The 19,723-nt window shown below is 73.9% G+C and carries 19 protein-coding genes and 1 tRNA gene; 7 read left to right on the top strand and 13 right to left on the bottom strand.

The genetic code is table 11. The features are described from left to right. Positions 1 to 19: 19 nt before the first annotated feature. The gene (locus JYK04_RS39665) at positions 20 to 961 is read left to right on the top strand and encodes a nucleotidyl transferase AbiEii/AbiGii toxin family protein (protein ID WP_189744873.1); all 942 of its coding nucleotides are present in this window, start codon (positions 20 to 22) and stop codon (positions 959 to 961) included. Between the two features lie 126 nt (positions 962 to 1,087). On the opposite strand, the gene JYK04_RS39660 is transcribed toward JYK04_RS39665, so the two are convergent. From JYK04_RS39660 to JYK04_RS39640, 5 genes are all read right to left on the bottom strand, one after another. Next, positions 1,088 to 1,495 carry a Cif family virulence factor gene (locus tag JYK04_RS39660; RefSeq protein WP_189744871.1) on the bottom strand — a complete coding sequence of 136 codons (408 nt, stop codon included), beginning with the start codon at positions 1,493 to 1,495 and terminating at the stop codon, positions 1,088 to 1,090. A gap of 30 nt (positions 1,496 to 1,525) precedes the next feature. Further along, a complete protein-coding gene (locus tag JYK04_RS39655; protein ID WP_189744869.1) occupies positions 1,526 to 2,317 on the bottom strand; it encodes a class I SAM-dependent methyltransferase in 792 nt (263 codons plus the stop codon). A 92-nt stretch (positions 2,318 to 2,409) separates the two neighbouring features. Then, positions 2,410 to 2,934, bottom strand: a complete 525-nt coding sequence (locus JYK04_RS39650) for a GNAT family N-acetyltransferase (protein ID WP_189744867.1) — start codon at positions 2,932 to 2,934, stop codon at positions 2,410 to 2,412. A 37-nt stretch (positions 2,935 to 2,971) separates the two neighbouring features. Further along, positions 2,972 to 5,065, bottom strand: coding sequence for a SpoIIE family protein phosphatase (locus tag JYK04_RS39645; RefSeq protein ID WP_189744865.1), 2,094 nt, complete (start codon positions 5,063 to 5,065; stop codon positions 2,972 to 2,974). Positions 5,066 to 5,846: 781 nt separating this feature from the next. Further along, on the bottom strand, positions 5,847 to 6,575 hold the full coding sequence (locus JYK04_RS39640) for a DUF2625 domain-containing protein (protein WP_189744862.1): 729 nt from the start codon (positions 6,573 to 6,575) through the stop codon (positions 5,847 to 5,849). Positions 6,576 to 6,677: 102 nt separating this feature from the next. On the opposite strand from JYK04_RS39640, the gene JYK04_RS39635 reads away from it, so the two are divergent. After that, positions 6,678 to 7,298: an L-threonylcarbamoyladenylate synthase gene (locus JYK04_RS39635; RefSeq protein WP_189744861.1), complete on the top strand. Its 621-nt coding sequence runs from the start codon at positions 6,678 to 6,680 to the stop codon at positions 7,296 to 7,298. A 43-nt stretch (positions 7,299 to 7,341) separates the two neighbouring features. Here JYK04_RS39635 and JYK04_RS39630 read toward each other — a convergent pair whose 3' ends face one another. From JYK04_RS39630 to JYK04_RS39615, 4 genes are all read right to left on the bottom strand, one after another. Then, a complete protein-coding gene (locus tag JYK04_RS39630) occupies positions 7,342 to 9,495 on the bottom strand; it encodes a bifunctional serine/threonine-protein kinase/ABC transporter substrate-binding protein (protein WP_189744859.1) in 2,154 nt (717 codons plus the stop codon). A 6-nt stretch (positions 9,496 to 9,501) separates the two neighbouring features. Beyond that, a complete protein-coding gene (locus JYK04_RS39625; protein ID WP_189744857.1) occupies positions 9,502 to 11,664 on the bottom strand; it encodes a bifunctional serine/threonine-protein kinase/ABC transporter substrate-binding protein in 2,163 nt (720 codons plus the stop codon). Continuing rightward, complete coding sequence (locus JYK04_RS39620; protein WP_189744855.1) at positions 11,664 to 12,575, bottom strand: hypothetical protein; 912 nt, start codon at positions 12,573 to 12,575, stop codon at positions 11,664 to 11,666. Before JYK04_RS39620 ends, JYK04_RS39625 begins: the two co-directional genes overlap by 1 nt. A gap of 84 nt (positions 12,576 to 12,659) precedes the next feature. Continuing rightward, entirely contained in the window at positions 12,660 to 13,067 is a 408-nt protein-coding gene (locus tag JYK04_RS39615) for a GNAT family N-acetyltransferase (protein ID WP_189744853.1), read from the bottom strand. Between the two features lie 251 nt (positions 13,068 to 13,318). Between JYK04_RS39615 and JYK04_RS39610 the strand changes: the two genes are divergently transcribed. After that, a complete protein-coding gene (locus tag JYK04_RS39610; protein WP_229876709.1) occupies positions 13,319 to 14,008 on the top strand; it encodes a LamG domain-containing protein in 690 nt (229 codons plus the stop codon). On the opposite strand, the gene JYK04_RS39605 is transcribed toward JYK04_RS39610, so the two are convergent. Both JYK04_RS39605 and JYK04_RS39600 read right to left on the bottom strand, forming a co-directional pair. Then, complete coding sequence (locus tag JYK04_RS39605; protein ID WP_189744850.1) at positions 14,005 to 14,709, bottom strand: ribonuclease H family protein; 705 nt, start codon at positions 14,707 to 14,709, stop codon at positions 14,005 to 14,007. The genes JYK04_RS39610 and JYK04_RS39605 overlap by 4 nt on opposite strands. Before the next feature lie 7 nt (positions 14,710 to 14,716). Further along, entirely contained in the window at positions 14,717 to 15,148 is a 432-nt protein-coding gene (locus JYK04_RS39600) for a MerR family transcriptional regulator (RefSeq protein WP_189744848.1), read from the bottom strand. Positions 15,149 to 15,199: 51 nt separating this feature from the next. Between JYK04_RS39600 and JYK04_RS39595 the strand changes: the two genes are divergently transcribed. Further along, on the top strand, positions 15,200 to 16,483 hold the full coding sequence (locus JYK04_RS39595) for an MFS transporter (RefSeq protein ID WP_189744846.1): 1,284 nt from the start codon (positions 15,200 to 15,202) through the stop codon (positions 16,481 to 16,483). Here JYK04_RS39595 and JYK04_RS39590 read toward each other — a convergent pair. Both JYK04_RS39590 and JYK04_RS39585 read right to left on the bottom strand, forming a co-directional pair. Then, a complete protein-coding gene (locus JYK04_RS39590) occupies positions 16,461 to 17,600 on the bottom strand; it encodes a serine hydrolase domain-containing protein (RefSeq protein ID WP_189744844.1) in 1,140 nt (379 codons plus the stop codon). The two genes, JYK04_RS39595 and JYK04_RS39590, sit on opposite strands and share 23 nt — an antisense overlap. Before the next feature lie 157 nt (positions 17,601 to 17,757). Further along, positions 17,758 to 17,961 carry a cold-shock protein gene (locus JYK04_RS39585; RefSeq protein WP_030384970.1) on the bottom strand — a complete coding sequence of 68 codons (204 nt, stop codon included), beginning with the start codon at positions 17,959 to 17,961 and terminating at the stop codon, positions 17,758 to 17,760. 288 nt (positions 17,962 to 18,249) lie between these two features. Here JYK04_RS39585 and JYK04_RS39580 point away from each other — a divergent pair. From JYK04_RS39580 to JYK04_RS39570, 3 genes are all read left to right on the top strand, one after another. Continuing rightward, positions 18,250 to 18,323: transfer RNA gene (locus JYK04_RS39580), tRNA-Met, on the top strand. A gap of 329 nt (positions 18,324 to 18,652) precedes the next feature. Continuing rightward, the gene (locus tag JYK04_RS39575; RefSeq protein ID WP_189744842.1) at positions 18,653 to 19,150 is read left to right on the top strand and encodes a SigE family RNA polymerase sigma factor; all 498 of its coding nucleotides are present in this window, start codon (positions 18,653 to 18,655) and stop codon (positions 19,148 to 19,150) included. Then, positions 19,143 to 19,589, top strand: coding sequence for a hypothetical protein (locus JYK04_RS39570; RefSeq protein ID WP_189744840.1), 447 nt, complete (start codon positions 19,143 to 19,145; stop codon positions 19,587 to 19,589). Before JYK04_RS39575 ends, JYK04_RS39570 begins: the two co-directional genes overlap by 8 nt. Positions 19,590 to 19,723 lie beyond the last annotated feature (134 nt).

Below are 19,723 nucleotides of genomic sequence, written 5' to 3'. Positions count from 1 at the left end.
TCGCGCCTAAAGTCGCCCCATGACGGTGAACGACCCGGCGGCGGCCGGGCCCGGCCGCGCCGCGCTCGACCATCTCCTGCGGCTGATCTCGCAATCCGCGTGGGGCGACGACCTGGTCCTGCGCGGCAGCATGGTCATGCCCGCGTGGGTCGGTGGCCGGGCCCGGCCACCGGGTGACCTCGACTTCGTCGTGCCGCCGCCGTCGCCGGTCCCGGTCGATCCGCGGCACCCCCACCCGTACGTAGCGGCGTACGACACCGTGCAGCAGTGGCCGGAGGCCGCCGACGGTGCGGCCCGCTACGAGATCTGGGCGGACGGGGAGGAGGAGTTCGAGACGCGGGGGCTGCGCGCGCACGTCCCGCCGGAGGGCCTGGTCTGGCAACCGGAGCCGGAGCCTGCGGATTTCCCGCCGTACGAGGACCTGCTGGACCGGGTCCGCGCCTGCCCACGGGCCGCCGCGGGCGTCCTGCTGGACGCGGACGGGGCGCGCCGCGACGGGACGTGGGCCTACGCGTACACGAACGGCGAGGACGGGCCCGCCGGGATCAGGATCCTGATCCCGTGGCGGGCGGACTCCGGCCGGGTGGGGGTGGCGCAGCTGGACTTCTCCCGCGACGAACGGCTCCCCGAGGCACCCGTCTGGACGGCCGTGCCGCGCGGCGACGGCGGGGTCACGGTGGCCCGGACGGCGAGCCGCGAACTGTCGCTGGCCTGGAAGCTGCGGTGGCTGGTGGCGGACGCGGCGGCCGAGGACGGTCCGCGGTGCAAGGACCTGTACGACGCCGTGCTGCTGGCGGAGGCCTGCCGGGAACGGCCCCTGCGGAAAGTGCCGAGCCCGGCCGGCGTACGGGTGGACGAGCGGGCGTGGCAGCGCTTCTGCACGGCCCACCCCGGGGTACGGGGCTCCGCCGCCGACTGGCTGACCCGACTCCGCACCGCGCTGCCCCCGGCCGACCGGTAGAGGCCGGTCGCAGCCGGCCGGTCAGGCTCCGGCGCCGTCGCGTGAGGCGTGCAGCCGCAGGATCCCGTGGCCGGTGGGCGCGATGTCCACCACGGTTCCGGCCTCCTCGGGCACGGCCGGGAGCGATCAGGGCTGGTGGTCGTACCAGGCGAAGGCCGCGATCCGCCAACCGTCCGCGGTGCGGACGAACTGGATCGTCTTGGTGCCCGCCCCCTCGAACGGTGTGCCGTCCAGGAGCCCGGACTTGCGGTACTCGCCGAACCGCGACGCGATGTCGCCCGCGATCTCGGTCCGTTCGGAGGTCTCCCACTCGGAGAACTCGGCGAGGCGCCCGCCGGCGGCCAGCAACCGGCGCCGCGGCTCGAGGAACTCCTCCACGGTCCAGACCGTGAACTGCGGGCCGGTCATGGTGATCACTCCGCCCGGCAGGACCAGTCTCCGGATCCGGTCCAGATCGGCGGCCTTGCCGCCCCGGTTGTCGAAGGCGCCGAAGAACTCGGCGGTCACCACGTCTATTTCGGCCTTGGACGACATGGCGCGACATTAACACCGAGGGCCGTGCGATCAGGCCGCGAGCGCCGTCGTGATCACCAGGGGCGGTCGCGCCCGCTCCGCCGACCACGCACGGCCGGCCGCGAAGTCCGCGTCGGCCACGGTCAGTGCCTCGTCGACGGTGGGCCGGTACTGGACGGCGTCCCGGAATCCGGCGCGCTCGAGCAGGGCCGGGAGGACCGCGACGGGCCACGCGTGGTTGCGCACCTCCTGCCAGGATCCGTCCGTGCGCCGGAGTCGTACGGTCAGTTCGTCGCCCGGCCCGTACACCGCGCCCGGGTCGCCGATCCGCAGAGAGGCGTACTCCGTCCCGCTGCACGCGGGATCGGTGGCCAGCAGCACGAACGGGGCGCCCGGCCGCAGGAGCCGCCGGATCTCGGTGAACACGCCGAGCACGGCCTCCTCGGTCGGCAGCGACGCCAGTACGTGGTTGCACATCACCGCGTCCGCGCAGCCGTCGGGCAGGCCGGTCACCCGTCCGTCCTCGACCAGGTGGTACTCGGCGACGGCAGTCGCCGAGGCGCGGGCCAGCGCCAGCATCTCCGGGGAGGTGTCCACCCCCAGCACCCGCGCCCCCAGCCGCCGGGCCGCCTCGTCGGCCACCTTGCCCGGCCCGCATCCGTAGTCCACCAGGACCTCGCCGGCGCCGATCCGGCGGGCCAGGGCCCGGAAGACGAACGGATACCCGAGCAGCCAGTCCGTGGCCGCCTCCACCGCCGCGAATGCCCGCGCCCCTTCACGTCCGGACCAGGCGGCGCCGTCTTGGGCGCCACCGGGCCCGGGTCCCTCCGGCCTGTCGCTCACCGTTCCACTATCGACCCACCGCGGCCGTACGGCAGGGCAGCGACACGGGGCTCGGGGGATGCCCGTGGGTGCACGACGTACTGGAGGTCGATCTAGAGGTCGATCCAGTAGCGCCGCTTGGGGCCGATCAGGGTTTCGCGGATGTCCTCCAGTACCCCGCCGTTGCCCTCGATCGTGCGGATCGACGCCTCGTTGTCCGGGTCGCAGGTCAGCAGGACCCGGTCCATGCCCAGGACGCGCGCCTCGTGCAGGACGGCCGCCAGGGCCCAGGTGGCCAGGCCCCGGCGGCGCGCCGAGGGCCTGACGCTGTAGCCGATGTGGCCGCCCGCGTCGAGGAGGAAGCCGTTCAGGTAGTGCCGCAGGTCGATCGCGCCCAGGTAGGTGTCGCCCTCAGTGATCCACCAGTACGTCGCGTGGACCCGGCCGTGGTCGACCGGCAGGGTGCGGTCCGACTGGCGGCGCAGCCGCTCCACCCAGGCGGCGAAACCCTCCGGGGTGTCCACGTCGTCGTCGGAGCCGAGCCCGCCGCCGTCCAGGTGCGCGTCCGGTCCCCATTCCCGCTGCGCGGCGAGCCAGGAAGCGTGCAGGTCGGAGGTGGGGGCTATGAGCTCGGGCATACCTCGGACGATAACAGCCGGCCGGGCCGGCCTGCCGCTAGGCCGTCGGCAGGGTCCGTGCGCGGGCGATGACCAGCGCCACGTCGTCGTGGTCGTCCGTGCGGCGCAGGGAGTCCAGGAGGCGGTCGCAGGTCTCCTCCAGCGGACGCCCGGTGTCGGCGAGCAGGGTCAGCAGGAGGTCGAGGCGTTCGTCGATGGGCTGGTCGCGGGTTTCGACGAGGCCGTCGGTGTAGAGGACGAGCTGGTCGCCGGGGTCCATGGCGATGGCGGTGGACTCGAAGGGGATGCCGCCCACGCCGAGCGGTGCGCCGGTGGGCAGGTCGAGCAGTCGGGGCTGCCGGCCGGCGCGGATGAGGACCGGGGGCAGGTGTCCGGCGAGGGCGACCCGGCACCGGGCGGCGTGCGGGTCGTAGACGACGTAGACGCACGTGGCGATGGTCTCCTCCAGTGCGGCGGTGGTGTGGTCCAGCTGGTGGAGCACCTGGGGCGGGTCGAGGGCGAGTTCGGCGAGGGTGCGGGTCGCCGTACGCAGCTGTCCCATGCTGGCGGCGGCGTTGATACCGCTGCCCATGACGTCTCCGACCACGAGGACGGTGGTGTCGTCCGGTCCGGCGATGGCGTCGAACCAGTCGCCCCCGATCTCGCTGCTGGCCGCGGCGGGCCGGTAGCGGTAGGCGACCTCCAGGCCGGGTGTGGGCGGCGGGTGGTGCGGCAGGAGGTGGTGCTGGAGGGCGAGGGCGGTGTGGTGGGCGTTGCGGTACCAGCGGGCGTTGTCGATGCACACGGCGGCGCGGGCGGCGAGTTCGCCGGCCAGCACGATGTCGTCGTCGTTGAACGGCAGCGGGTTGCGGGTGCGTTTGAGGTCGAGGGCGCCGAGTACCTCGCCGCGGGCGATGAGCGGCACGGCCAGGTAGGAGCGCAGCCCGGCGCGGCTCAGGAGGTCGGCGGCGGTGCTGTCGCGGGCGATGCGCGAGATGTCCTGGGCCTGGACGTGGGCGACGAGGACCGGGTGGCCGGTCGTCACGGACTGGGTGACCAGCCGGTCCGCGGCGTAGCGGGCGATGTCCCCGGGCGGGTCGGCGGCGCGGACGGCGTCGCTGGGGTAGGCGGCCGCGAGGGCCAGCGCCCGGAACACCGCCGGCTCGTGGGCGGAGGACCTCAGGGTCGGCCGGCCTTCGAGGACGGAGTCGAGGATGTCGACGGCGGCGATGTCCGCGAGCTCGGGCACGACGACGTCGGCGAGCTCCCGGGCCGTCTGGTCGAGGTCGAGGGTGGTGCCGATACGGACGGTGGCGTCCGCGATCAGGGCGAGGCGGCGGCGGCTGCGGGCGATCTCGATGGCCGCCCGGTGACTCTGGGTGACGTCCACCACGGAGGTGGCGAGGCCCAGTACCCGGCCGGTGGCGTCCTCCAGCCGGTAGTACGACACCGACCAGGCGTGTTCGGTGCGGTCTCCGCCGTGGGTGCGGCCGGCCGTGAACTGTTCGAGCAGCGGCGTTCCGGTGGCCAGGACCTGGCGCATCGCCGACTCGGCGGCCTCCGCGTCGTCGAGGAAGGCCAGGGCCTCGCGGACGCCCCGGCCGATGTGCTGTTCGGCGGGCAGCCCGTTGATCCGCTCCAGCGTCGGGTTGACGAGCACGTACCGCAGCTCGGTGTCCAGGACCGCGAGGCCGATCGGGGACTGGGCCACCAGGCGCGCGGACAGGGCGAGGTCCCGCTCCAGCTGGCGCAGCCGGGTGCGGTCGGTCGCGATGCCCAGGGCGTACATTTCGCCGTGCTCGTCGAGCAGCCGCATGTTGCGGAACTCCACCAGGCGGGTGGTGCCGTCCCTGCGCCGCACCGGGAAGGCCCCCGCCCAGTCGCCGGCGCCGCCCATGACGCGCGCGAACAGCTCCGTGACCAGGCCCACGTGCTCGTTGGCGGCCAGCAGCCTGGCGGCGGGGCGGCCGAGCGCCTCCTCCGCCGTCCAGCCGAACAGCTGCTCGGCCTGCGGGCTCCACAGCGCGACCCGCCCTTCGGAGTCGAGGACGACCGCCGCGACGTTCAGGACGTCGAGCAGACCGCTCGGCGGCGAGACCCCGGCCATGCCGGGTCTGATCCCACCGGTCCCCGCCCCGTCGATCGCACCCATCGGCGACGCTCCTTCCGGCATCGTCGGCCAGGCGCCGCCCGCCGCCACCCGCCCTGGGGCGGTCCGAGGCGTACGGCTTCCTCTCATCGTGCCCCCGAACCTGCCGGGCAGCGTCCGGAGCGTCCGCGACCGGACCACCGCACGCCCGCCACGCACGCGACGGCGGACGCCGCAACCCGACGTCCGTCGGGGGCGGGGCAGGCCGTACGGCCGGGGCGGGCGGGCCCCGGCGTTCCTACGGTCGGGCCCCATGGAATCGAACACCCGATACGGATGGGCCCGCCGGCTGCGGCTCGCCGGCGCGACGGCAGGGGCGGGCGCCGCGGCCGTCGCCTGGGCGGCGCCCGGCGGCGCACTGGGCACGAACGAGCCGGTACACGTCACGCAGGGCATCTCGGCGACGGCCTACCGGTCTCTCGCCCGGAGCGTGCCGGGCGACTGGCCGGCCTGGGCCGGGACGGCACTGGGGGCGGCGAGTGAGGGCACCGTGCTGCTCCTGGCCCTGCTGCTGCTGCTCTCGGCGGGCCTGCGCTCCCTGTGGCGCCGTGACGTGCCGGGCCTGGCCGGGGTGGCCCTGGCGGCCGCCGGGACCGTGGTCGCGGCCCTGCTGCGCGTCCTGGTCGGCGTGCACCATCCGCACGACGTCCTGGCGGGCGGGCGCGTCAGCGCTTCTCGTACGGGGCCCGGCCTCCGGGCGGCGCCGGGACCGTTCCGGCCTCGTGGGCGGCGACCGCCGCCGCGGCCCGGTCGGCGCGGGCGCGGGCCGCGGCGCGGCGGCCCGTCAGACCGTGCCCATGAATCCCGGATCGGCCCCGTCGAACTGTCGCGCGGTTTCCCGGCCGATGCCCAGCAGCTCCGCCAGGGGGACGGCGCGACGGCTGGTCGCCGCCAGGTCGCCGCGGCCCTCGGCGGACCACAGGGGCGGGTGGAGCGACAGCCCCCGGCCGCCGTTCAGTTCCGCGACCTCCTCCCGCCACCCGGGCCAGCGCAGGTCGGCGTAGAACTGGTCGAGGGCCCCGGACAGCAGCCAGGACAGCCACGCCGAATGGCCCGCCCCGAGGGCCTCCCAGCGCAGCACGTCGGGGGCGTAGTAGACGATCTCGCCCGGTCCTCCGGGGCGGCCGCTGTCGGCGGGGCGGGCGCCGTTCAGGGCGAAGACCCCGCCCAGTACGTCGTACGCCACGACCAGCCCGGCGTCCGGGCGCCAGTCGGGGTCGAACGCCGCGGGGAAGGCGTTGGCCCGTGCCAGTCCGGGCAGTCCCCGGGAGCGGTCGGGGGCGGGGCTGCCGAGGACGCGCAGCCAGCCGTCGTCCAGGAGCAGGCCGCCGCAGTGCAGTACCACCGCGCCGAGGTACGACCGCGCCGTGACCTGCAGCTGGAGGAGCGAGGCGCGGGCCAGGGCGGGATCGGCCGGCAGTACCTCGACCGGGACGGCTGCCGCGCCGAGTTCCTCGCTCAGTTCGGGCCAGGCGGGTCGGTCGACGTCGGTCAGTTCGTTCAGCGTGCGCATCCGCGCATCGTCGCACCCGTCCCGCGCGTCCCGGCGGGCAGGTCCGCGGGCAGGCCCGGCGGGCGTACCGGCGCCCGGGTCCCGACCGCGTACGCTCGGCGGATGGCGAAATACTTCGACGTACACCCCGAGAATCCCCAGCGGCGCACCATCGACAGCGTGGTCGACATGATCCGTGGCGGGAAGCTCGTCGCATACCCGACCGACTCCTGCTTCGCGCTGGGCTGCCAGCTGGGCAACCGCGACGGCATCAGCCGGATCCGGTCGATCCGGAACCTGGACGACCGTCACCACTTCACCCTCGTGTGCCAGAACTTCGCGCAGCTGGGCCGGTTCGTACAGATCGACAACGACGTGTTCCGCGCCATCAAGGCGGCGACCCCCGGCAGTTACACCTTCATCCTCCCCGCGACCTCGGAGGTGCCGCGCCAGCTGCTGCACCCGAAGAAGAAGACGGTCGGAGTCCGGATTCCCGACCACGTCGTCACGCAGGCCCTGCTCGCCGAGCTCGGCGAGCCGCTGCTCTCCAGCACCCTGCTGCTGCCCGACGAGGCCGAGCCGATGACCCAGGGCTGGGAGATCAAGGAACGGCTCGACCACGAAGTGGACGCCGTACTGGACTCGGGTGACTGCGGTACCGAGCCGACCACCGTGATCGACTTCTCCGGTGGTGAGGTCGAGATCGTGCGCCGGGGCGCGGGCGACACCACCCGGTTCGAGTAACCGGACCGGCCGCACCGGCGGGCCTCCGGCTCCTTGGCCCCGTTCACCGCCCGGACCCGGGGCGCACGTCCGAATAGATGCCCAGGTACCGGTATCCGCCGGATTCGACCTGGTAGAGGTGGGCGGTGCGGGCTCTGGTCAGCACGTGCGTGTTGGAGTCGAAGGACAGCGGCTTGGCCAGCCCCTCGTGGGCCGTCCGGAAGATCCGGCGGGTCACGCCCGCCCGGTCCCGCCCGTCCTCCGCCAGGCCGGTCAGGGTCGCGGCGACCAGCCCCACGGCGTCGTAGGCCTCGGTGGCCCAGCGGGCGGGCGGTTGGCCGTACGCGGCGCGGTGTGCGGCGACGAACTCGGCGGCTGCGGGGACGGCGAGCGGGTCGGTGAAGAGGGAGGCGAACGCCCAGCCGTCGGCGGCCGGACCGGCGGCGGTGAGGAAGGCCGGTTCCATGGCGTGCTGGAGACCCAGCCGCCGACCCTGGAATCCGCCCTCCGTCAGGGCGCGGCCCAGCTGGGCCGCGCGCTGCGGTGAGGTGCCGGCGTAGACGACGGCCTCGGCCCCGGCTTCGGTCAGCGCGCGTACGGCGCCGGCGAAGTCGGAGCTGCCCGCGGGGATCCGGTGGACGCTGAGCGTGCCCTGCGACGGCGGTGACTGCTGCAGGTACTGGATGACCGGGTAGACGGGCTCACTGCCCTCTACGTCCTCCACCAGGCCCGTGCGGTGGACGGGCCGGATCCGGCTGAAGTAGTCGATCACCGGGAGGGCGAGCTGGTCGCCGGCCGGGCGGGTGGCCACCACGGTGCGCCATTCCTGCCGGGAGAGGGCGGTCTCGGGGCTGTCGGCGGATACCAGCAGCAGGGCGAGATCGGCCGCGCCGCAGGCGACGGCCAGTTCGGGCACGGGGGCGTCCCAGGTGGGGCCGGTGAGCGCGACCACCGCGGGGTCGGCGGCCAGCTCCTTGACCACCTGTGCGGCGCGCGTGGCGTCCCCGCCGTCGTCGGCGACGCGCAGGGCCAGCCGGAACGCGGCGTCCGACCGGCTGTTGTGCCGCTCCACGGCGAGCTTCATGCCGCGCTCGTGGGCCTGGCCGATCTCCTTGCCGGGCCCGGTCAGGTCGGCCTGGAGGGCGAGGGTGTGGGTGGCGAGCGGGCGGGCGGGCGGCGGTGTCGTGCCGCGGGCCCGGCCGCGGGTGGTGAACCAGGCGACCGGAGCGCCGATGACGGCCAGGCCCGCGCCGGCCCCGAGCAGCCGTCTGCGCGTGAGGCCCCGGCCGGCCGCCTCCGGTGCGTCGATCCGGGTGGGTTCCGGGGCGGGCAGGTCCAGGGCCCTGGTGGAGCGTTCGGCGATGAGGCGGGGCAGCGGGGGCGGCAGCCAGTCCTCGCCGTCGGGGGCGGGGAGGCCGTCCCCGAGTACGGCGCCCAGCTCGTCCGGGGTCGGCCGGGCCGCCGGGTCCTTCGCCAGACAGGCCAGTACGGTGTCGAGCAACTCCGGTGGCAGTCCGGAGAGTTCGGGCTCGTCGTGCACCGTACGGTAGACCACCGCGGCCGCGTGCCCGCCGCCGAAGGGGCCGTGCCCGGTCGCCGCGTACGCCAGGACGCAGCCGAGGGAGAACACGTCGCTCGGGCGTCCCGCCGCGGCGCCGTCCGTGCGGGCCTGCTCCGGTGCCAGGTAGCCCGGGGTGCCGAGGACGGCGTCCACGGCGGTCAGCGTGACCGCGCCCTCGGCGCGCGCGATCCCGAAGTCGATCAGCCGGGGCCCATCCGGGGCGAGCAGGATGTTGCCCGGTTTGACGTCGCGGTGGACCAGCCCGGCTGCGTGCACCTGAGCGAGTGCCTCGGCGAGCCGCGCGCCCAGGGTCCGTACCGCCCGGACGGGCAGCGGACCGTACCCGCCCACGGCCTCGGCCAGGGAGGGCCCGGGGACATAGGGGGTGGCCAGCCAGGGCTCGCGCGCCAGCGGGTCGGCGGAGACGACCGGGACCACCCAGCGCCCGGTCAGCTGCCCGGCCGCCTCCACCTCGCGCCGGAACCGGGCGCGGAAGTCCGGGTTCGCGGCGTGGTCGGCGCGGATGACCTTGACGGCGACCAGGGTGCCGGCGGCGGAGCGGGCGAGGTACACGGTGCCCATGCCGCCCGAACCGAGGCGGCCCAGCAGCCGGTTGCCGCCGATCGCGGCCGGATCGGCGGGGGTGAGGGGGCGCATCCGGGGCTATCCCGCCACGGGCTGGACGGCCGGGCCCACGTAGCGCATCCGGCCCCCTTCCACCCTGTGCATGAAGTACATGTTGCCCTTGAGCTGTCGGTCTTCGTTGAAGGTGTACTCCTTGGCCAGGCCGCGGAAGGTGCCCTGGGTGAGCGCGGCCAGCAGCCCGGCACGGGTGGGGCGTACGCCCCCGGCCGCGGTGGCGACCAGCCGGTCGATGATCAGGCGGGTGGCGTCGAACGCCTCCGCGGTCCAGATGTCGGGGGCGGACCCGTACGCCGCCCGGTGCGCCCGGGTCACCTCCGCGACCTCGGGGGCCTCCGGGCCGGTGTACGGGGTGAAGAACTGCCAGCCTTCGGCCGCCTGGCCGGCCGCACCGAGGAACTCGGGGCCGGCGATGGTGTAGTCGGCCGCCCGGGGACCCCGGAAACCGGCGGCGGCCAGCAGCCCGGCGACCTTGGCACCGCCGGCCGGGGTGCCGGTGTAGAAGACGCCGTCGATGCCGTGCGCGAGCAGGTCGGTGATCACCGGGGCCAGATCGGTGGCTCCGCGGGGGACGACGCGCCCGTAGTAGGTGGCCTCGGGTGCGAAGATGCCGATGGTGCGGCCCATGAGCAGGGCCGCCTGCCAGGTGTCCGTGTCCCCGCCGCGGTCGCTGAGGATGCCCATGCGCCGGACGCCCTGCTTGCCGACGAGTTGCAGGTTGACGGCGGAGGCCTGGGCCGAGGAGATCGGGCAGCTCTGGAAGAAGCTGCGCCGGTCGGTGATGCTGAAGGTCGTCGCCAGGGCGGACACGGTCACCAGGGGGACGGAGCTCTCGCCGTACAGTTCCAGGCACGGGATCACGGAGTCGTTGCCGGTGGGGCCCACCACGGCGAACAGGTCGCGGTTGGCGATGAGTCCGGCGGCGGCGGCCGCGGAGCGGTCCGCCTTCCCGGCGTCGTCGGCGGTGGCGACGGTGAGCGTGAAGGGCTTGTCCTCGTGGGAGTTGAAGGCGTCGACGGCGAGCCGCACCCCGCGCTCCTGGGCCTGCCCGGCGGCCTTCTGCGGGCCCGAGAGGTCGGCGTGCACCCCGATCACCCACTGCCGCGGGGCGTCCGCGGCCGGGGTGCCGGGCTTGTCCTGGTCGCGCAGCGCCAGCCAGGCGGCCAGGCCGCCGCCGGCCGCGAGGACGGCGCCACCGGAGGCGAGGGCGAGGAACCGCCTGCGGGAGGGCGCCGGCGCGGCCGTGCCGGGCGCGGGGGCGGCGTCCGGGTCGGCGACGGTCTCGTCGATGCCGGGCAGGGCGAGCAGCGCGGCGGCCCGTTCGGCGATGGTGGCGACGACCGGGTCGGGCAGCCAGTCGGTGCCCTCCCCCGGGGTGTCCTCGGTCAGTGCGGCGTCCAGCTCGCGCGCGCCGGGCCGGATGTCGGGGTGTTTGGCGACGCAGGTGCGCAGCAGCGCGGTGAGTTCGGGGTCGGCGAGGACCTCGGGGCCGAAGTCGGGCTCGTCGTGGACGGTGCGGTAGAGCACCGCGTCGACGGTGCCGGTGCCGAAGGGCAGCCGTCCGGTGGCGGCGTACGCGAGGAGGCAGCCGAGCGAGAAGACGTCGCCGGCCGGTTCGGCGGGGCGGCCCTCGGCCTGCTCGGGCGGGAGGAAGCCGGGGGTGCCGAGTACGGCGCCGGCGGAGGTCAGGGCGGTGTGCTCGCCGCCGCGGGCGATCCCGAAGTCGATCAGCCGGGGCCCGTCCATGCCGAGGAGGACGTTCCCGGGCTTCACGTCGCGGTGGACGAGGCCCTGCTCGTGCATCACCGCGAGGGCCTGGGCCATGGCCTTGCCGAGGATCCGTACGGCGCGCAGCGGGAGCGGGCCGTGGGCCGCGACGGCCTCGGCGAGGGAGGGTCCGGCGACGAAGGCGGTGGCGAGCCACGGTTCGGTGGCGTCCGGGTCGGCGCCGGTGACGCGGACGGCCCAGGGGCTGTCCACCTCGGCGGCGATCTCGGCCTCGCGCCGGAAGCGGGCCCGGAAGTCGGCCTCTTCGGCGTACTCCGCGCGGATCACCTTGACCGCGGCGAGCGCTCCGTCGTCGGTCCGGCCGAGGTAGACGACGCCCATGCCGCCGGCGCCGAGGCGCCCGAGGAGCCGGTGGCCGCCGATCCGGGAGGGGTCAGAGGGATGGAGCGGCTCCATCAGCCCGCCGCCTTTCCGAGCTCCTGCTTGGCCAGGACCATCATCTGGCCGGTGCCCTTGGCCACGTAGGCGGTCAGGTCGTCGTTGGTGACGCCCTGCGCGCCCTTGGCGGCGATGGCCACGGTGACGGGTCCGAACTGGGCCTGGGACCAGGTGTAGGGGTGGGGTCCGCCGTCCTGCTCGCTGACGTACTCGCCGGTTTCGGTGAAGGCGTCCTCGGTCCATTCGTTCATCTGCTCGCCGAGGTAGAAGGCGCCGCCCCACAGGCTCTTGAGGTCCTCGCCCTCGCGCAGCTTCTGCTCCGGGCACCGCAGGACCTCTTCCATGGCGCGGGCGGTCTCCCAGCCGGATTCCTCGCGGTTGTGGTGGACGGTGACCGTGGCGTTGATCCGCACGCGGCCGCGGCCGCCCTTGGCCGGGATGTGGAAGTGGCGGGTGCTCGTGGCGAGCACGTCGTCCGGCAGGCCCTCGGTCTGCCAGACGCAGCTTTCGTCGAGCACGGGCCAGCGGCCGGGACCGCTCTCGAACGGGGCGCTGCGCACGACCTCGGGTCCGAGGTCCTGCTCGGCGACGATGATCCGGCCGAGCAGGTCGCGGGCCTCGGCGGCCGTCTTCGGCTGCTTGGACTCGTCGACCGGGGGCATCGGGATCCGGGCAGGACTGCTCGGCCGGGCGGCCGGGGCGCTCGCGCCGGGACCGCCTGTGCCGGGGCTGCCCGTACCCGAACCGCCCGTACCCGAACCGCCCGTGCCGGATCCGCCCGTGCCCGACGGCGAGGCCGACGTGCCCGGGGTGCCGCTCGCCGCGCCGCCCTTCTGCGTGCCGTCGGCCGTGCACCCCGCGATGAGGAACAGTCCCGCCACCGCGCAGCCGCAGGCGCGCAGGACGGCCTTCCCTCTGCTCTCTGCCACCAGTCCCCCCACGGCACGGATGGTACCCCGCCATGGACACGCTTAACTGGCTTACGGAAAACGGATGTTGAGGCCGTCGTCGCCCTACTGCAGGCGGTCCATGGTCCAGGCGGACTCGTGGCGGGTGAAGCCGACGTGCGGGTAGTAGTCGACGGCGGCCGGCGCGGCGAGCAGGACCAGCTTCGCCTCGGGCGCCGCTTCCCGCGTGACGCGGATGAGCTCGCGGCCCACGCCCTGCCCCTGGAAGGCGACGTCGACGGCGAGATCGCCGAGGTAGGTCGAGTACGCGCCGTCGGTGATCGATCGGGCGATGCCGATGAGGCGGCCGTCCTCGGCCCGGGCGACGACGACCAGGTTGGCTCCGGCCAGCATCCGGGTGAAGCGCTCGACGTCGCCCACGGGGCGGCGCTCGGCGAGGGTGGACGCACGGTAGACGCCGAGCACCTCCTCGACGTCCAGGTCGGCACCGATGACACGCTCACACTTCCACATACGGGTGCAACTCCTCGCTCTGCTCTTCGAGTCGGCCGCCGGGACTCGGGCGGTCCGCACGGACCCCACCCTCGCAAGTAATGGGCCCATCCGCCTAACGATTATTACGTGATGGTGCGGTTCAAAGACAAACCGGTCCACCGGTATGTAACGCACCGCGACCGGGCATGCTGAAGGAGCGTCAACCCATGGGGAAGGAGCCGCTCGTGCTCACTCAGGTTCTCTCTTGGTTCCGACGGCTCACAGGACGCATCACCGGTACCCCCGCCGATGGGGCCGCACCGCTGAGCGCCCGGGCCCCGGTCTTCACCGCGGACTTCAGGTCGACCACCCAGTGGGTCGCCGGCCGGTCCTGGGCCTATCCGAACGGCGGCCCCACCAACACCGGTGACAACAAACTCGACTACCTCGTGGCAGACCCCTCCTACAGCCGCACCGGCACCTTCCGGGCCACCCGCCGCCCGGACGGCAAGTGGAACGCGGGCCTCCTGACCACCGAGGGCAGCGAGGAAGCGTTCATGGTGCGGACCGGTGACGTACTGGAGTCCCGGGTACGGCTGCCCTCCGAGCTCGGGGCCTGGCCGGCGATCTGGACCTGGCGGGACGGCGGCAACGAGATCGACGTCTTCGAGTACCACCCCGACAACCCCGACCTGCTCGAACTCTCCAACCACGTCAAGGGCGGCTCGCGCTACCACCGGGACTCCGCCATCACCCCCGGCGGCTGGATCGACCTCAAGGTCGAGTTCGGGACGCGCTCGGTCGTGTGGTGGGTCAACGGCACCCGGGTCTTCGCCGACCGCCGGGGAGTCGGGCGCAACTGGCGGGCGTACCTCATCGTCAACCTGTCCGTGTGCGCCGGGCGCTACCACCCGGCGCCCGACCCGGGCGTCTCGCAGATGTCCTACGCGGTGGAGTACCTGCGCGTCCACCGGCCCTAGAGGGCGTCTTGCGAACCGCAGGCCTGGTGGCCCCAGCGGCTGCCGTTCTTGGTGATCATGTCACCGGCCGCGTAGGGCTTTCCGCAGGCGCAGCTGCCGGGGAACTTCGCCTTGATGGCCCGGGATCCGCCACCGCCGGGCGCGGTGCGCGCGGACGAACGCTTCCCCGGCGATGCCGCCTTGCGGCGCGCGGGGGAAGCCGCGGCCGGAGCGGGAACCGGCATCTCGGTGCTGCCGAGGGCGGTACCGGCGGCCTCCTGCCTGACCGCCGCGTCGCTGGCGGCCTGATCGGCGATCGCGTTCAGGTGGTCGCCGTCCTCGCGGTGCGCGGGCACGTACTGGAAGGTGACGTCACGGTCGGCCAGCAGCCGGTCGATCGCCTCGACGAGTTCCCGGTTGGCGACCGGCTGGCCGGAGGCGGTCTTCCACCCGTTGCGCTTCCAGCCCGGCAGCCACTGGGTCACGGCCTTCATCGCGTACTGGGAGTCCATCCGCACCTCGACGGGCGTCCCCGGGTCCACCGCCTCCAGCAGCCGCTGGAGGGCGGTCAGCTCCCCGATGTTGTTGGTGGCCCGCCCCAGCGGACCGGCCTCCCAACGCTCGGGGCGTCCCTGGGCGTCGGCGATGACCCAACCCCAGCCGGCCGGCCCGGGATTACCTTTGGCCGCTCCGTCACAGGCGGCGATGATGCGATCAGACATCCCCCGATCATGCCTCATCCGCCGGGGCTCCCCGATCGCCCGGCCCGGCAGCCCCGGGGCCTTCGGCGGAGAGCAGCGCGCACTTCTCGAAGTTCATGCATCCGCACGCCAGGCAGTCGGCGACGGCGTTGCGCAGGATCTGCGTCTGCTCGATGAACCGGTCCAGTTCGGGGAGCTTGCTCTCGGCGAGGGCGCGCCACTGCCGGGTGGCGCCGCGCTCGGCGTCGCCGTCGAGGAGGTCGCGGATCTCGGCGAGGGTGAATCCGGCCCGCTGGGCCATCTTGATCAGCGCGAGCCGCCGCACGGTGCCGGCCGGGTAGACGCGCCGTCCCGCGGCCCGTCCGGCGGGCGGCAGCAGGCCGACGCTCTCGTAGTAGCGCAGCGCCGAGGGGTTCATCCCCACCTGCCGAGCGAGCTCACCGATCCCGAGCTGTCGCACCCGTCACTCCCCCCTTGACTTCAAGTGCGCTTGAACCATGAGTCTGACCTGGTGACTCCCGTACAGACAACTCGCCTCCTGCCCCGGTCCTACCGGCCGCTGTTCGCCCATCCCGACTTCCGGCGGCTGCTGCCCGCGCTGGCGGCCTCCGATCTCGGTGACGGGATGAGCGTGGTCGCCGTGGCGTGGCTGGCCATCGAGATCGCTCCTCCGGGGCGGTCCGGGATGCTCCTGGGGGCCGCGCTCGCCGCGTACGCGCTTCCCGGGGCGGCCGGTGCCCTGCTCTTCGGGCGGTGGCTGCGCCGGCTTCCCGCCGGGCGGCTGCTGGTGGCCGACAGCCGGATCCGCGCGGTGCTCCTCGGCTGTGTGCCGCTGGCCTGGGCCGCGGGGGTGCTTCACCCGGTGCTGTACGTGGCCCTGCTCGCGGGCTCGTCCGTCCTGCACGCCTGGGGGAACGCGGGCAGGTACTCCCTGCTCGCGCAGGTACTTCCGCCCGACCAGCGGCTGGCGGCCAACGCGCTGGTGAGTTCCAGTGTCTCGGCCTCCATCGTCGTCGGTCCCGCGCTCGCCGGGTTCCTGGCGGCGGTGATCAGTCCCGCCTGGCTCATCGGTCTCGACGCGCTGTCCTTCGCCGTGCTCGCCGCCCAGGTCGGGCGGCTGCGGGGCGCGGTGGCCGGACAGGACGGGAAGGACGGGAAGGAGGCGACGACCGCGCCGGTCGACGCCGACCGGTCGGCGGCCGGCCTGCGGCTGCTGCGCAAGCAGCCCGAGCTCCTCGGCGTCCTGGCCCTGACCTGGTTCTTCAACTTCCTCTACGGGCCGGCCGAGGTCGCGCTCCCGTTGCACGTCACCGACGACCTGCACGCCGGGGCGGGCCTGCTCGGGCTGTACTGGACGCTGTTCGGAGTGGGCGCCGTGCTGGGCGGCCTGGCCGCGGGCGCGCTGCGCCGGTTCCCGCTGTGGCCGGTCACCCTGGGGATCGTCGCGGGCTGGGGGCTGGCGCTCGTACCCTTCGGCCTCGGCGCGCCGGCGGCCGTCACCCTGGCCTGCTTCACCCTCGGCGGCCTGATCTACGGACCGTTCACGGCGCTGTCCTACACCCTCTTCCAGGAACGCACCCCGGCCGCCTCGCTGACCACGGTCCTTGCCGCCCGCAGCGCCGCCCTGCTGACCGCCGGGCCGGTGGGCACCGCGCTGGGCGGCCCGCTGATCGCGCTGCTGGGGCCCCGGCAGGTGCTGGCCGCGTCGGGGATCGCGACCGTCGCACTCGCCGCGGTCGGGGCTGCGGTACGGGTCCGGGGGCTGCGGCGCGTCAGGACCCCTTCGCCCCTGTGACGGCCGACCTGACCTCGTCCGCCAGTGTCCGGGCGGCCGTGTCGGCCGCGCCGCCCACCAGGCGCGTCCGGGTGAGACAAAAGGCCAGGCCGCGGGCGCGGTCGGCGAAGGCGATGCTGCCGCCGCTGCCCTGGTGGCCGAAAGCCGTGCGTTCGCCCGCCATCTGAGGCAGGCCGACGAAGTAGCCGAGCCCCTTGGCGTACCTGCCGAGAAGCATCAGGTCCTTGCCCTCGACCGCCACCTCCGCCGCCAGGGCCACCCGCCGGGGAGACACCAGCCGCACGCCCTCGACCTCGCCGGTCAGGGCGGCGTAGAGCCGGGCGGCGGCCCGCGCGGTCGTGGTGCCGCACGCGGGCAGGTCGGCCAGCAGGTACGCGCGGCGGTTGGCGAGTTCGGCCACGGTCCACACGCCGGGGTTCGGGACGACGTACCGGCGGAAGGGCACGGAGGGGGGAAGGGCTTCCAGCCCGGCCGCCCAGTTGCCCTCCACCAGCGGCGCCGTCCGGGCGAGCTCGCTCTCGGGCAGGCCGAAGTAGAGCTCGTCGGCCACCCCGAGCGGCTCGCTCACGTACGTGCGCAGGGCCTCGGCCGGGGTCAGGCCGGTGATGCGGCGCACGGTCTCGCCGAGGATCCAGCCGAAGGTCCAACCGTGGTACCCGCTGGCGGAACCCGGCTCCCACAGGGGCTCCGCCGCCGCGACGATCGCGCACATCGTGTCCCAGTCGCACAGCTCCTCCGGTGTGAGGGCGGCGGGGAGCTGCGGCACTCCGACGGCATGCGTCAGGGCGTGCCGTACGGTGGCCCGCTCCTTGCCGTGCGCCCCGAACTCGGGCCAGTAGTGCGCGATGGGGGTGTCGTAGTCGATCAGCCCGCGCTCGGCGAGCACGTGCACCAGGGTCGCGGTGAAGCCCTTGCCGGTCGAAAAGCTGTGGATCAGCGTGTCGGACCGGACCGGACGGCCGCCGGGCCGGTCGATCCAGCCCGCGTGGGCGTCGACGATCGGCTCGCCGTCCAGATAGGCGGCCACCTGGAGGCCGCTCTCCTGACCGGAGTCGACGAGCTCCTGGAGGATCCCGCCGACCCGCGTCTGCGCATCCGTGCTCGCCCTGGCATCCACCCGGGCATCATGGCACCGCGCGGAGCAGGGGACACGGATCAGGGCCGTGCGGCGAGGCCGCACGGCCCTGATCTTTCCCGCGGCCCGTTCAGTGAAGGGGCCGGTCGGGGAAACGGTTCTCCGGAGCCCGGCGGTCAGACCGGGCCGTCGTCCGGAATCAGGCGGGGGTGATGTTCTCCGCCTGCGGGCCCTTCTGGCCCTGCGTGATGTCGAAGGTCACGGCCTGACCCTCCTGGAGCTCACGGTAGCCGGAGGCGTTGATCGCCGAGTAGTGGGCGAAGACGTCCGGGCCGCCGCCGTCCTGGGCGATGAAGCCGAAGCCCTTTTCCGAGTTGAACCACTTCACAGTTCCCGTAGCCATGTTCATGCCTTCCCGTTGACGTACGTCTTCCACACGGCGTGGAAGACGGAGGTGATCGCCCTGGTCCTACGGCACAACACAGCAAAACTGCCCACACCAGAAGGCACGGGCAAGGCACTTGGAACCACGACAGCTACCCGTGAAGGTACACGCCTGCACGCACTGTCACCAGGGGGAATGATCTCGCCTTCGGGACGAGATTCAGCCCTTTCGCCCACACTCCGGGCACGGCCGGCCGTAAATGCGTCGAGTACGGGCCCCGGGATGCCGTAGTGTGAGGTCTACCGACGCGGGGTGGAGCAGCTCGGTAGCTCGCTGGGCTCATAACCCAGAGGTCGCAGGTTCAAATCCTGTCCCCGCTACTGCTCGGAAGGGCCCGGATCCTCATGGATCCGGGCCCTTCTGCTGTGCCGGGCCCTTCTCCTCGCGCAGCGCGGCCCGACCGTCCGGTGCCCGCGCCCCGGTCCGGGTCCGACTCCGGGTCCCGGTCCGGGTCTTTGCGGCGGCCGCGGCCACGTCACCCGGTGGCACGTGGCGCCGCCGCCCCGCAGCGCCGTGGCCGCCGCGACGATGAGCACCCGACCCGCCGTGTGACGGCACTCACACGACGATCTGTCGTCCGGTGTCGACCGGACGGGGTGCGGCGTGCGTATGCCCGGTGAGAGGGACACATGGATTCGGGAGCGATTTTTTGACCATCGAGGAGTTCGAGGAGTTCTACGCGCAAGCGGCAGGACGGCTCACAGGACAGCTCTACGTGATGCTCGGCGACCACCACGAGGCGCAGGACGTGGTGCAGGAGGCCTTCGTCAGAGGGTGGGGCCGCCGGCGTCAGCTGGATCGTGACGGCCGGCCCGAGGCGTGGATCCGCACCGTCGCGTGGCGGCTCGCCGTCAGCCGTTGGCGCGGGCGGCGGCGCACCGCCGACGCCTGGCAGCGCACCGCCCCCGCCGGTCACGTGGAGGGGCCGGGGCCGGAGGCGGTGGCGCTGGTCGAGGCACTGCGGCAACTGCCCCTGAAACAGCGCCGGACCATGGCGCTGCACTACGTGTGCGATCTGAGCGTCGAGCAGATCGCCGCCGAGACCTCGCTGTCCGCGAGCACGGTCAAGACCCACCTGTCCCGGGGCAGGGCCACGCTCTCCCGCCATCTGCAGGACCCCCGCATTGAGGAGGCTCCCGATGCCTGACTCCCACGACCCGCTGCGGTCCCTGTTCCGGGAAGCGGCCTCCGCCGGACAGTCCGCGAGCACGGCCCCGCCCGTCGCCGTCATCGAGCGGCGTGGCGAACGGCACCGCCGGCGCCGGATCGTCGGCATCGCCGCCGCCTGCTTCCTCGTCCTCGCCGGATCGGGTGCGGCCCTCTCCGCGTTCCTCCCGGCGGACTCGGGCCCGACCCTCCCCGCGACCACTCCCTCCCCCGCGGCCCCCTCCCCGACTTCCGCACCGCCCCCGCCGCCCAACTCCACGGCACCGACGCTCAACAGCATGACGCCGCCGCGCAACACCACGCCTCCGCCGCCGCTCCACAGCATGACGCCGCCGGGCAGTACGACGGCGCCGCCGGTCAATCCCACCGGGACCGTCACCGCGACCATGTCGCGCACGCCGCCCCAGCCGCTCCGGTAGCCCCGCCCCTCATCCGCCTCATCCGCCTTATCCGCCTCATCCGCCTTATCCGCCTCATCCCCCTCTTCCCCCCTCCCCTTCTTCACCCCTCTCCCCGCAGTACACCGCCCGCGGACACCGGCCTGAACCAGAGC

Source organism: Streptomyces nojiriensis (genome assembly GCF_017639205.1).
In the GTDB taxonomy this organism is placed as follows: Bacteria; Actinomycetota; Actinomycetes; order Streptomycetales; family Streptomycetaceae; genus Streptomyces; species Streptomyces nojiriensis.
Note: the sequence above shows the minus strand (reverse complement) of the source record. Positions and strands in the feature narration are given on the sequence as shown.